Source organism: Pseudomonas sp. MWU349 (assembly GCF_017947325.1).
In the GTDB taxonomy this organism is placed as follows: domain Bacteria; phylum Pseudomonadota; class Gammaproteobacteria; order Pseudomonadales; family Pseudomonadaceae; genus Aquipseudomonas; species Aquipseudomonas protegens.
This window is the reverse complement of the sequence record NZ_JAFEVP010000001.1, coordinates 673,399-686,031: the sequence shown is the minus strand read 5'-3', so window position 1 is coordinate 686,031 and position 12,633 is coordinate 673,399. Positions and strand designations below refer to the sequence as shown.

Below are 12,633 nucleotides of genomic sequence, written 5' to 3'. Positions count from 1 at the left end.
TGCCGGTCAGCGCCAGGTGAGGCTAGAATCAGTTCCTTTCTCCCCGCGACCCGACGAGATCCGTTCATGAGCTTCGATTTCGATACCCTGCACCCCCGCCATGGCACCGGCAGCACCAAATGGAGCCGCTACCCCGAGGATGTCCTGCCGATGTGGGTGGCGGACATGGATTTCGCCGTGGCCGATGGCATCCTTCAGGCCCTGCACCAGCGCCTGGAGCACCCGCTGCTGGGCTACAGCGTGGCCCGGGACGAACTGCGCGAGGCGGTGGTTGCCGACCTGTGGGACAAATACGCCTGGCACGTCAGGCCCGACGAGCTGATTTTTCTCCCCGGGGTCGAGCCCGGGTTCAACATGGCCCTGCACGCCTTCGTCCAGCCGCAGCAGAAGGTGGTGCTGCAAACCCCCAACTATCGCCCCCTGCGCCTGGCACCGGGCAACTGGGGCCTGGAGAAGGTCGAAGTGCCGTTCCAGCTCACCGCCGACGGCACCTACGACACCCCCATGGACGCCCTGCGCCAGGCCTTGCAAGGTGCCGGCGCGATGCTCCTGAGCAACCCGCACAACCCCCTGGGCAAGGTCTTCCCCCGGGACGAACTGTTGGCGGTGGCCACTGCCTGCCTGGACCAGGGCGCGTTGATCATTTCTGACGAGATCCATGCCGAGTTGTGCTTCGACGGCCGCCGGCACATCCCCACCGCCTCCCTCAGCCCGGAAATCGCCCGGCGCACCATCACCCTGATGTCGGCCAGCAAGGCCTACAACATCGCCGGGATGAAGACCTGCTTCGCCATCATCCAGGACCCTGCCACCCGCCTGGCCTTCAACAATGCTCGCGCCGGCATGGTGGACAGCGTCAGCCCCCTGGGCCTGGAAGCGACCCACGCCGCCCTGACCTACGGCGGCCCCTGGCTCCAGGCCCTGCTGGGCTACCTGCAGGCCAACCGCGACTACCTGCTGCACGCGGTGCAGACCCGCCTGCCCGGCATCCGCATGCACGCGCCCCAGGGCACCTACCTGGCCTGGCTCGACTGCAGCGCCCTGGGCCTCGACGACCCCCACGCCTTCTTCCTCGAGCAAGCCAAGGTCGGCCTCAGCGCCGGCCTGGAATTCGGAGACGACTGCGGGCAGTTCGTGCGCCTGAATTTCGGCTGCCCGCGGGCCTTGCTGGAAGACGGCATCCAGCGCCTGCAGGACAGCCTGCAACGGCGCTGATTCTGCAACCCCACTTCGTCCCCGACACCGCAGCCGCCAGATCCCCCCCTGGCGCTGCGGCCCGCCCCCTCCAGCCTCGCCCCGCAACTGCCCACCGGCCCTTCGGCGCGCCGCGCCTTGACGCGCGAACAATGGATCCATAAACCCCCTTCACTGGATCCAAACCCCCTATAGCAGCCGATTATCGAACACTAAATCAGCATATTTGTTTGACACCCCCAGAGCGCCAACCATTTAATGGATCCATTAAATAAAAACAACAAACGCCTGGAGAGACGTCATGTACCCCAAGAATGCCTGGTACGTTGCCTGCACCCCCGATGAATTGCAGGGCAAGCCCCTGGGCCGGCAGATCTGCGGCGAACACATGGTGTTCTACCGCGCCCATGAAGGTCGGGTAGCCGCCGTCGAGGATTTCTGCCCCCATCGCGGCGCACCGCTGTCCCTGGGCTATGTCGAGAACGGCAACCTGGTATGCGGTTATCACGGCCTGGTGATGGGCTGCGACGGCAAGACCGTGGAAATGCCCGGCCAGCGGGTGCGCGGCTTCCCCTGCAACAAGACCTTCGCCGCCGTGGAGCGCTACGGTTTCATCTGGGTCTGGCCCGGCGACCAGGCCCTGGCCGACCCGGCGCTGATCCATCACCTGGAATGGGCCGACAACGATCAATGGGCCTATGGCGGCGGGTTGTTCCACATCCAGTGCGACTACCGGCTGATGATCGACAACCTGATGGACCTGACCCACGAAACCTACGTGCATGCCTCCAGCATCGGCCAGAAGGAAATCGATGAGGCGCCGCCGCAGACCACGGTAGACGGCGATCAGGTGATCACTGCCCGGCACATGCACAACGTCATGCCACCGCCCTTCTGGCGCATGGCCCTGCGCGGCAACCAGCTGGCCGACGACGTGCCGGTGGACCGCTGGCAGATCTGCCGCTTCAGCCCGCCCAGCCATGTGCTGATCGAAGTCGGCGTGGCCCATGCCGGCCACGGTGGCTACGACGCCCCTGCGCAGTACAAGGCGTCGAGCATCGTGGTGGACTTCATCACCCCCGAAAGTGACACCTCGATCTGGTACTTCTGGGGCATGGCGCGCAACTTCAACCCTCAGGATCCGGCGCTCACCGAGAGCATCCGCGAAGGCCAGGGCAAGATCTTCAGCGAAGACCTGGAGATGCTTGAGCGCCAGCAGCAGAACCTTCTCGCCCAGCCCCAGCGCAACCTGCTCAAGCTCAATATCGACGCCGGCGGCGTGCAGTCGCGCCGGGTCCTGGAGCGGCTGATCGCCCAGGAGCGCGAGCCCCGGGAACCCTTGATCGCCACAAGCCGTTAACCCCCCCGAACCCGACAGGCTGGCGGCCCGGACGTGGCCACCGGCGAGGACCGATGATGATCGACGTACTGGTGGTCGCGCGCCACGACGAAGCCCTGGACATCTGCAGCTTCGAACTGGCCGCGGCCGACGCAAGCCCCCTGCCCGCCTTCAGCGCCGGCGCCCATATCGACGTGCACCTGGCCAACGGCCTGGTGCGCCAATACTCCCTGTGCAACCACCCCGCAGAGCGCCACCGCTACCTGATCGGCGTGCTCAAGGACCCTGCCTCCCGCGGCGGCTCCAGCAGCCTGCACCAGCAACTGGAGGTGGGCACGCGCCTGCTCATCAGCGCGCCACGCAACCTCTTTGCCCTGGAGCACGCAGCACGGCGCAGCCTGCTGTTCGCCGGGGGCATCGGCATTACCCCGATCCTCAGCATGGCCGAACAGCTGGCCCACAGCGGCGCGGATTTCCAGCTGCACTACTGCGCCCGTTCGGCCCAGCGCGCGGCCTTCGTCCAGCGCTTGCAGGCCTCGCCCTTTGCCGAGCGAGTGAGCCTGCATTTCGACGAACAACCGGACACCGCCCTGGATATCGCCCAGGCCCTGGCCGAGCCCCGGGACGATGTGCACCTGTATGTCTGCGGCCCCGGTGGCTTCATGCAACACGTGCTGGACAGTGCCCGGGCCCAGGGCTGGAAGGAGCAATGCCTGCACCGCGAATATTTCAGCGCTGCGCCCATCGACCACAGCACCGACGCCAGCTTCGCGGTGAAGCTGGCCAGCAGCGGCCAGGTGTTCCAGGTACCGGCCGATCGCAGCGTGGTCCAGGTGCTGCAGGACCAGGGCATCGAAGTGCCGATTTCCTGCGAGCAAGGGATCTGCGGCACCTGCCTGACCCGGGTGCTGGAAGGGGTACCGGAGCACCGCGACCTGTTCCTCACCGAGGACGAGCAGGCGCGCAACGATCAGTTCACGCCCTGCTGTTCCCGGGCCAGGAGCCCGCTGCTGGTGCTGGATCTGTAGAGCCTCACTGCGGGCGCAGGATCAGCCTCATGCGCTCGTCGGCCACGGCCGAGCCGAAGATCTGGGCATAGCGCAAGGTGGCGTTGGCATGCTCGCGCATCAGGGCCTCGGCCCGCGCGCCCTGGCCATTGACCAGGGCATCGAATATCGAGTGATGCTGCATATGGGCATAGTTGAAGCGCCGATATTCCCGGGCCATGTCCTGGCGGTCTACTGCCAGGGCGGTGACCGAGGCGAACGGCAGGTGGTCGTTGCGCGCCAGGGCATCGGCGATCGCCGGGTTGCCGCTGCCCGCCACGATCACCTGGTGAAAACGCATGTTGAGGTCGTGATAGAGCTCCAGGTCCTCTTCGTTGACATAGCCCTTGTCGAACAGCGCATCGCCCTCGACCAGGCAGCGTTCGAGAATCGCCCGGCCCTCGGCCGACAGCCCGCGCTCGGCGGTCTGGCGCGCCGCCAGGCCTTCCAGTACTCCGCGCACCTCCACCGCCCCGGCGATGTCTTCGGCGCTCACCGAGCGCACCTGAAACCCGCGACCGCCGAACCGCACCAGCAGGCCTTCCTGCTCCAGGGTGCGAAAGGCCATGCGCACCGGCATGCGTGACACCCCGAACAGCTCGGCGGTGGGCACTTCCATCAAGCGCTCGCCTGCCGCCAACTCGCCCGAGGCGATCATCTTGCGCAGCGCGACCAGCACCGTTTGACCGGGTTTGCTCATCCGGGCAGCTTCCTGAAAACGTGGGCGGCCATAGTAACGCAAGCCCCCCCGCAACACGCACCCCGAGATTGCCGTAGCCATACGAAGCAGCACGGAACAGCGGCTACCTTGTAGCCGCTGCCGAGCCTCGGCGAGGCTGCGAAAAGGTCCGCAGGACCTTGCCTGGCGATCTCCCGCCAAACCTCCAGCGCCCCTGGAATCGCTGCGTCTGCTGCGTCGGAATGCCGCCCAAGCCGTTCGTAGCCTGCGGCAGCGGCTACAGGGTTTTCAGAGCGACAGCGGGTAGCTGACAATCAGCCGGGTCTGGTCGAAGTCGCTGTTGAAGCTGCGTCGGTTGGTGGCGTTGTTCAGCCGCAGGCTGAGGTTCTTCAAGGTGCCGCTCTGCAGGGTGTAGCCGATCTCGGTATCGCGCTCCCACTCATGGCCGTCATTGCCAACCTTGGTGGTGGCGCTGTCGCCACGACCGTAGCGCACCATGGCCAGCAGCCCGGGAATCCCCGAGGCGGCGAAGTCATAGTCATAACGCACCTGCCACGAACGCTCACCGGCGTTGCTGAAGTTGCCGTTGAACATGTCGTTGCCCAGGGTCCGGCCGCTGCTGCCGTAGACCGACATCCAGGGGCTGTCGCCGCTGACTTTCTGCAACCCCAGGTACAGCGTGTGCCCGGCCCGGGAGGCGGAGAACAGACCATAGGCGGTGTGGCTGTCGACCCGGCCGATACGCGCGCTGCCATCGTCGCGGTCGATGAAGTAGCCCAGGTTCGCCCCCAGGGTCCAGTCCCCCAGCGGTTGCTTGTGCAGCAGGTTGAAGTAGCTCTGGCGGTAGATGTCTTCCAACTGCGAATGCCAGACCCCAAGCAAGGTGCGCTGCTGGTTGAAGCGGTATTCGGCACCGGCGTAGTTGAAGCCGTCGGATTTGACCCCGGGCGCGGCCCAGGCCGAAAGGTCCTGCATGTCCGAGGAGTTGCGCAGGCTGACGGCACGGTACTGCCCGGCCTGCAGCCCCAGGCCGCTGATCTCTCGGGAGACCAGCATGGCCCCGCGGAAGGTCTGCGGCAGCAGGCGGCCGTCGTCATAACGCAACAGTGGAATGTCCGGCAGCAGCTCGCCGACCTTGAACTCGGTAGCGGAAATCCGCGCCTTGAGGGCCGCTCCGGCACGACCGAAATTGTCCGCGGCGCGCCCGTCGTCGTGCACCGGCAGCAACTCCGAACCGCTGGCCTGGCGGCTGCTGTCGAGCTTGAGGCCGAACAGGCCGATGGCGTCCAGGCCAAAGCCCAGGGTGCCCGGGGTGTAGCCGGAGCTGAACTTGAGGATAAAGCCCTGGGCCCACTCCTCGACCTGGCCCTTGGGCGCGTCATGGTCACGAAAATCCCGGTTGAAGTAGTAGTTGCGCAGCAGCAGGTCGGTCTTGCTCCCCTTGAAAAAACCGCTGTCGTCGGCGGCCCAGGCGGGCACGCACAGGCCCACGGACAAGCAAGCCCCCACCAGGGAACGGCACTGCATCGGATGACGGGTGTTCATTATTATTGTTCTCCGCTTTTCATAGGCGCAGCCGTGCCCGACAGGCCGACAAGGGCCCGCGCGCTCACGGATGCTCAAAAGCCCGGCCAGGGCGGCCGGGCGTTATTCAAAGGTGCCGGGTCAGAAGGGATACTGACGCGGCCGGTGCTGCAGGCTGATCCAGTGGTCCCGGGTGAATTCATCGATCGCCCAGTCGCCGTTGAAGCGCCCCAGGCCTGAGTTCTTCTCGCCACCGAAGGGCGCGTTGGCCTCGTCGTTCACCGGCACATCGTTGATGTGGGTCATGCCGGCGCGCACCTGCCGGGCGAAGTTCACCCCGCGCTCCAGGTTGCCGGTGAACACCGCACTGGCCAGGCCGAATTCGCTGTCGTTGGCCAGCTCCAGGGCATGGGCTTCGTCCCGGGCGCGCAGCAGCCCCACCAGCGGGCCGAAGATTTCATTGCGCGCCAGGTCCATGTCGGCACGCACTTCGCCGTACACATGGGGCGCCAGCAGGTTGCCGTTCTGCCCGCCCTCGTACAGTGGCTCGGCGCCCTGCTCGCGGGCCAGGGCGATCTTGTCCTGCAGGCCCTGCAACTGACGGGCGTTGATCACCGGGCCGATCACCGTGTCCAGCGATTGCGGATCACCCACCTTGAGCTGCTTGACCCGGGCCACGAAGCGCTGGGCGAAGGCGTCGTAGAGGCGCTCGTCGACGATGATGCGGTTGATCGCCATGCAGATCTGCCCCTGGTGCAGGAACTTGCCGAACACCGCGGCGTTCACCGCCTGTTCCAGGTCGGCATCGTCCAGTACCACGAACGGGCTGTTGCCCCCCAATTCAAGCGCCACGTGCTTGAGGTGCTCGCCGCCACTGGCGAGGCGGCCGATGCCGCGCCCCACCGGGGTCGAGCCGGTGAAGGTGATCAGCGCCGGCACCGGGTGCTCGACAAAGGCATCGCCGATCTCGCTACCGGCCCCCACCACCACGCTGAACACCCCGGCGGGCAGGCCCGCTTCCTCGAAGATCCTGGCCAGCAGCAAGCCGCCGCACACCGGCGTATCGCTGGCCGGCTTGACCACCACCGCGTTGCCCAGGGCCAGGGCCGGGGCAATGGAGCGCTGGGTCAGGTGCAGCGGGAAGTTCCACGGGCTGATCACTCCGACCACCCCCAGGGCGCTGCGGTACACCCGGCTTTCCTTGCCCGGCACATCGGATTCGACAATCCGCCCGTGGACCCGCGCCGGGAAGGACGCCGCCTCCAGGGTGATGGCCCGCGCCGCGCCCCACTCGGCCAGGGCCTTGATCCGTGTGCTGCCGGATTCGCGAATGATCCAGTCGACCATTTCCTCCTGGCGCCGGTCGAAGATCGCCACCGCCTGGTGCAGCACCGCCGCGCGCTGGGACGGGCCCAGGGCCGCCCATTGCGGCTGCACCTGGGCGGCCTTGGCATAGGCCACGTCCAGGTCGCTGCGGTTGGCCTGGGCCAGTTCCAGCAGCTGTGCACCGTCGAATGGATTGCTCACCACCAGGGTCTTGCCGGAGGCGCCGGCGCGCCACTGTCCGGCGATGGGTTGCAGGTGCAGGTCGCGATAGACCGCGTTGGAATCACTCATGGAAAATCTCCTCATGGAACAGCATTCATAAACCGATGTGTCACACAAAAGCCGGCGGGCGCCTTCGCCGGCAAGCCGGCTCCTACGAGGCGGCGCGTTTTTCGATCAGGCGCAGCAGGCCCAGCAGGGTTTCGGTGTGGGGCACGGGCACCCCGGCCTGCCGCGCCCGCTCCAGCACCTGGCCATTGATGGAGCCGATCTCCGTGGGCCGCCCTGCCAGCACGTCCTGCAACATCGAAGGCTTGTGAGTGCGGTGATGGGCAATGGCGAACGCCACGCTGTCCAGGCAGCGCTGGGCATCCAGCTCTATTGCCTGGGACCTGGCCACCGCCACCACCTCCAGCACAATGGACCGGGCCAGGGCCACACCTTCCGGCGCTGCGTCCAGCTGGCCCACGGTGCAGCCGGTAACGGCGCACAGGCTGTTCAAGGCGGCGTTGAAGGCCACCTTCTCCCAGATAGAGGTCCAGACCTGCGGGTCCACCGCGCAGTTCAGCCCGGCAGCGTCCAGCACCGCGGCCACCTCCTGGCTGGCGTTGCGCTCGCGGCTGCCTGGGGCCAGCACCCGCACCATGCCCTGGCCGTGGGAATGCACCTGCCCCGGCCCGACCATGTCGGCGGGCCAGTTGGTCATGCCGATCAGCACCTGCTGCGGGGCCACATGCCGGGACAGCGCCTCGGCATTGCCCAGGCCGTTCTGCAGGGTCAGTACGAGGGTGTGGCCGGCGATGTGCCCGGCGACACTGCGCAAGGCACTGTCGGTGTGCAGGGTCTTGGTGAAGACCAGCAACAGGTCGGGGTGCCCCGTGGCCTGCTCCGGGCGGCAGGCGCGCAGGCCGGTAATGCGCCGTTCGCCGCTGTCGGTGGCCAGCAGCAGGCCATCGCTGCGGATCGCCGCAAGGTGCTCGTCGTTGATGTCCAGCAGGGTCACCTGCTGGCCGCTTTGCGCCAGCAGGCCGCCAAACAGCGAACCCATGGCACCCGCGCCAAGAATGGTGATGTTCATCGAACCTCCTGTTTGAGTGGCCGGTTCACGCATCGGGCCGCGTTCATGACTGGCCCGGCAGGCGCCGGGGAATGTGCCGGCCGACGATCAGCAGCGCCAGCAGCGCCATGACCATCACCGAACCCAGCAGCGTGAGGTAGCCGTTGGCGCCGCCCAGGGTGATCACCAGGGCTCCGGCGAAGGCACTGAGGATCGCCCCCAGGCGCCCGAAGGCCAGGGCCGATGCGGTGCCGGTGGCGCGCACACTGGTGGGGTAGATAAAGGCGCACAAGGCAAACATGGTGGACTGCACGGCGTTGACGAACAGGCCGTGCACGCCGAAGCCGAAGATCAGCAGCCCGGTGTCCTGGTGGATGTCCACCACCTGCAACAGGAAGGCGCTGGCCGCGCCGCCGGCGCAGCAGATCAGCAGCGGCCAGAACGAACCCCAGCGAGTGATGGCCACCGCGCACACCAGTGCCCCGATCACCCCGCCCAGGTTATAGGCGGTCAGCCCGGAACCGGCCACCGACAGCTCCAGGCCTTCGGACAGCAGCATGGTGGGCAGCCAGCTGAAGGCGCTGTAGACCGCGGTCAGGCACATGAAGAACGCCACCCAGAGGGCCAGGGTGTCACGCCCGTAGCCCAGGGCGAACAAGGCGCGGAAACCACCCTGCTTCTCGCTCTTCTGCTCCAGGGCATCGGTGTAGACCACCCCCGCCGCCATCGGCCGGCCCATGCGCCCGAGCAAGGTACCCAGCTCGTTCCAGCGCTGGGGCCGGCGCGCCAGAAAGCGCGGCGACTCCGGCAGCGTCGCCAGCAAGGCAAAGCCCAGGACGATGGGCAGGCTGCCGCCGATGAAAAACAGGGTGCGCCAGCCGTACAGCGGCAACACATGGGAGGCGAACAACCCCGCCAGCATCCCGCCCAGGGGCACGCAGACAATGGTGGCCGTCACCGCCAGGGTACGCCGCCGCGCCGGGGTGAACTCGGCCGTCACCGTGGTGGCGCTGGGCAGCGCGCCACCGATGCCCAGCCCGGCGATAAAACGCAGGGCCGCCACCGCCAGCGCATTGGGCGCCAGGCCAATGGCGCAAGTGGCCGCACCGAACACGAAGACACTGGCAATGATCGCCATGCGCCGGCCGAACCGGTCGGCAAACAGACCGGCGCAGGCACTGCCGATGCCCATGCCGATCAGCCCGGCCGCCACCGCCGGAGCGAACGCCTCGCGGGTGATGCCCCACTCCTTGATCATCAGCGGAATGGCAAAGCCGATCAGTTGGCCGTCGAAGCCGTCCATGACGATGGACAGCGCCGCCAGCAACACCACCAGCTTCTGCATGCCGGTGAAGGGGCCATGGTCGAGCAAGGTGCCGATGTCGGCCTGGGTGGAACCGGAACGCGCCGGCTGGGGCGCGTCATCTATCACAGCAGTGACCGAAGTCGTGTTCATAACCACCTCTTTTTATTCTTCTGGTGAGTCCGCAGGTTGCGGTTGGCAAGGCCGGGCTCGCGCCCGGCGACAAGGCAGCCCTCAGGGTTCGATGGTCAGGGTCGGCACCTCGATCAGTACCGGGCGGTCGCCCGCCAGGGCTTCACTCAGGGCCTGGGCGAACGCCTCGCGGGTGTTGGCCTGCACCGAGTGCACGCCATAGCCGCGGCCGATGGCGCAGAAGTCCAGGCCGGGCACGTCCAGGCCCGGGGCGTCGCTGACCTGCAGCACACCGGCGAACCAGCGCAGGGCGCCATAGGTGCCGTTCTTGAGGATGATGAACACCACCGGGATCTGGTACTGGGCGGCCGTCCACAGCGCGGTGATACCGTAGTTGGCCGAGCCGTCGCCAATGACCCCGATCACCCGCCGCTCCGGCCGGGCCAGTTGCACCCCCACCGCCGCTGGCAGGCCGAAGCCCAGGCCACCGGCGGCCGGGAAGTAGTAGCTGCCGGGTTCGCGCATTTCCACCCGCTGCCAGAAGGCACCTACGGTGGAGGTGGACTCCTTGACGTAGATCGCGTCCTTGGGCGCCAGCTCATCGATCACGTCGAACACGGTTTCCGGGCGCAGCAGGCCGCCCAGCTCCTGGACCGGAGCAGCCGGCGGCAAGGCCTGGGGCTGCGGCCGGTCGCAATCCGGCAGCGCCCAGACCAGGGCCTGCAGGGTCTCGGCGATGTCCCCCACCAGCGCATCGCCCATGGGCGCACGCGCCGCTTCGCCGGGGTCGCAGGTGATGTGCAGCAGCTCGGTGCCCGCGGGCAGGTAGTCCCCCGGGGCGAACTGGTGGTAGCGGAATACCGGGGCCCCCACCACCAGGATCAGGTCGTGGTCGGCCAGGCAGCGGCTGATGCCGGCAATGGCTGCCGGCAGCACCCCGCGAAAGCTCGGGTGACGGGTAGGAAACGGGCAGCGCGAAGCGGACGGCGCGACCCAGGCCGGCATGCGCAGTTTTTCCGCCAGTTGCACAGCCAGGTGGTTGCTCTGGCTGCCATCCACATCCGGCCCCAGCACCAGCACCGGGTTGCGCGCTGCCGCCAGGCGCTGCACCAGCGAACGCAATTGCGCCGCCGAGGGCAGCCCGGCAGTGGCCACCTGGCGCCGGGCCAGATGCTCGACCCCGGCCGGCGCCGGGCGGGCCCAGTCGTCGTAGGGAATGGACAGGTACACCGGGCCCTTGGGCGCCTGGTTGGCCATGTGGATCGCCTGGCTCAGGGCCCGCGGCACGTCCTCGGCGCAGGCCGGCTCGGTGCTCCACTTGACCAGGGGCTTGGGCAGCTGCGGTGCATCGACGTTGGCCAGCATCGCCTCGACGCCGATCATCGAGCGCACCTGCTGGCCGGCGGTGATCACCAGCGGGCTGTGGGAGTACCAGGCATTGGTCAGGGCGCCCATGCCATTGCCGGTGCCGGCCGCGGCGTGCAGGTTGACGAAGGCCGGCTGGCCGCTGGCCAGGGCGAAGCCGTCGGCCATGCCCACCACCGCGCCTTCATGCAGGCCGAGGATGTAGCGGAAGTCTTCGGGGAAGCCCTTGAGAAAGGGCAGCTCGTTGGAGCCCGGGTTGCCGAACACAGTGGTCAGGCCGTGTTGCCGCAGGATGTCGTAGGAGGCGCTATGGACGGTTTTCATATGGACCTTTGCCGCTGTTTTTTAGAATTTGAGTTACTCTTGCAGCCGCCAAGAAATTGATCAAATCGATACTATCTCTATTAAAAATAAGACCTATCTATATCCATGAGGCAGCATGAGCCACATCGATCTGAACCTGATCCGCACCTTCGTCACCCTCTACGAAGCCCGCAGCGTGACCCTGGCCGCCGAGCGCCTGTTCGTCACCCAGCCCTCGGTCAGCTACGGCCTGGCGCGGCTGCGCGAGCTGTTCGACGACGGCCTGTTCAGCCGCACCCGGGACGGCATCCAGCCCAGCCAGCTGGCCGATGAGCTGTACCCGGCCTTTCGCGAATCCCTGACGCGGATCGAGAACACCGTGCACAGCACCCGGCGCTTCGACCCGGCGACCACCGAACGGCGCTTTCGCATCGCCCTCTCCGACCTTGGCGAAATGGGCTTCCTGCCGCTGATCCTGGCGCGCCTGAACCAGCAGGCCCCCGAGGCCGAAGTCGAAGTCCTGCCGCTGCAGGTGGACCAGGCCGGCGAGTGGCTCAGCAGCGCCAAGGTCGACGCGCTGATCTGCCGCAAACCCTTGACCGGCACCCGCAGCCAGGTGCTGATCCGCGAGCGCTACGTGTGCCTGCTCAGCGACCGTCATCCGCGGATCGGCAGCCAACTGAGCCTGGAGCAGTTCCTCGCCGAGCGACACATTGCCGTGACCCGCACCACCGGCCACGGCAGCGTCGAGGACGTGCTCAAGCAGATGGGCGCCCGGCGCCGCATCAGCCTGCACGTACCGCACTTCTCGGTGCTGCCCAAAGTGCTGCCCGGCACCGACCTGCTGACCGTGCTGCCCGCGCAGATCGCCCGCCTGTTCACCCTCGAAGGCGGCCTGCGGCAACTGGAACTGCCGTTCCCCGTGGGGGAGTTCGAAGTCTCGCTGCACTGGCACCCCAACAGCGACAGCTCCGCCGCCCTGAGCTGGTTCCGCCAGGCCGTGGCCGCAGCGATCATCGACGGCCAGTCTTGAAGCAGCGCCCGCTATGCCCTGCCCCACATGGCGCCGAACATCGCTGACCTGAACGTCGAACCGGTCAAGGGGCGCTACACCCGGATCAGTGCCTTTACCCGCAAGGACCGGGA

At 67.1% G+C, this 12,633-nt stretch carries 10 protein-coding genes; 4 read left to right on the top strand and 6 right to left on the bottom strand.

Translation table 11 applies throughout. From position 1 onward, the window contains the following. The first annotated feature begins 66 nt into the window (after positions 1 to 66). From KCG88_RS02930 to KCG88_RS02920, 3 genes are all read left to right on the top strand, one after another. Positions 67 to 1,215, top strand: a complete 1,149-nt coding sequence (locus tag KCG88_RS02930) for a PatB family C-S lyase (RefSeq protein WP_210711710.1) — start codon at positions 67 to 69, stop codon at positions 1,213 to 1,215. A gap of 280 nt (positions 1,216 to 1,495) precedes the next feature. Further along, on the top strand, positions 1,496 to 2,554 hold the full coding sequence (locus tag KCG88_RS02925; protein ID WP_047337066.1) for an aromatic ring-hydroxylating dioxygenase subunit alpha: 1,059 nt from the start codon (positions 1,496 to 1,498) through the stop codon (positions 2,552 to 2,554). Between the two features lie 56 nt (positions 2,555 to 2,610). After that, complete coding sequence (locus KCG88_RS02920; protein WP_210711709.1) at positions 2,611 to 3,561, top strand: PDR/VanB family oxidoreductase; 951 nt, start codon at positions 2,611 to 2,613, stop codon at positions 3,559 to 3,561. A gap of 4 nt (positions 3,562 to 3,565) precedes the next feature. Here the strand turns inward: KCG88_RS02920 and KCG88_RS02915 are convergent, their stop codons facing one another. The 6 genes from KCG88_RS02915 to mdlC form a co-directional block, all read right to left on the bottom strand. Beyond that, positions 3,566 to 4,279, bottom strand: coding sequence for a GntR family transcriptional regulator (locus KCG88_RS02915; protein WP_047287360.1), 714 nt, complete (start codon positions 4,277 to 4,279; stop codon positions 3,566 to 3,568). 267 nt (positions 4,280 to 4,546) lie between these two features. Next, complete coding sequence (locus KCG88_RS02910) at positions 4,547 to 5,803, bottom strand: OprD family porin (RefSeq protein ID WP_210711708.1); 1,257 nt, start codon at positions 5,801 to 5,803, stop codon at positions 4,547 to 4,549. Between the two features lie 120 nt (positions 5,804 to 5,923). Further along, a complete protein-coding gene (locus KCG88_RS02905) occupies positions 5,924 to 7,399 on the bottom strand; it encodes an aldehyde dehydrogenase family protein (protein WP_210711707.1) in 1,476 nt (491 codons plus the stop codon). A gap of 82 nt (positions 7,400 to 7,481) precedes the next feature. Beyond that, entirely contained in the window at positions 7,482 to 8,405 is a 924-nt protein-coding gene (locus tag KCG88_RS02900) for a 2-dehydropantoate 2-reductase (protein WP_047287366.1), read from the bottom strand. Positions 8,406 to 8,448: 43 nt separating this feature from the next. Beyond that, positions 8,449 to 9,840 carry an MFS transporter gene (locus KCG88_RS02895; protein WP_210711706.1) on the bottom strand — a complete coding sequence of 464 codons (1,392 nt, stop codon included), beginning with the start codon at positions 9,838 to 9,840 and terminating at the stop codon, positions 8,449 to 8,451. Between the two features lie 81 nt (positions 9,841 to 9,921). Continuing rightward, positions 9,922 to 11,508 carry a benzoylformate decarboxylase gene (gene mdlC, locus KCG88_RS02890; RefSeq protein ID WP_210711705.1) on the bottom strand — a complete coding sequence of 529 codons (1,587 nt, stop codon included), beginning with the start codon at positions 11,506 to 11,508 and terminating at the stop codon, positions 9,922 to 9,924. A 115-nt stretch (positions 11,509 to 11,623) separates the two neighbouring features. Here mdlC and KCG88_RS02885 point away from each other — a divergent pair, with 115 nt between their 5' ends. After that, positions 11,624 to 12,520, top strand: coding sequence for a LysR family transcriptional regulator (locus tag KCG88_RS02885; RefSeq protein ID WP_210711704.1), 897 nt, complete (start codon positions 11,624 to 11,626; stop codon positions 12,518 to 12,520). Positions 12,521 to 12,633: the final 113 nt, after the last annotated feature.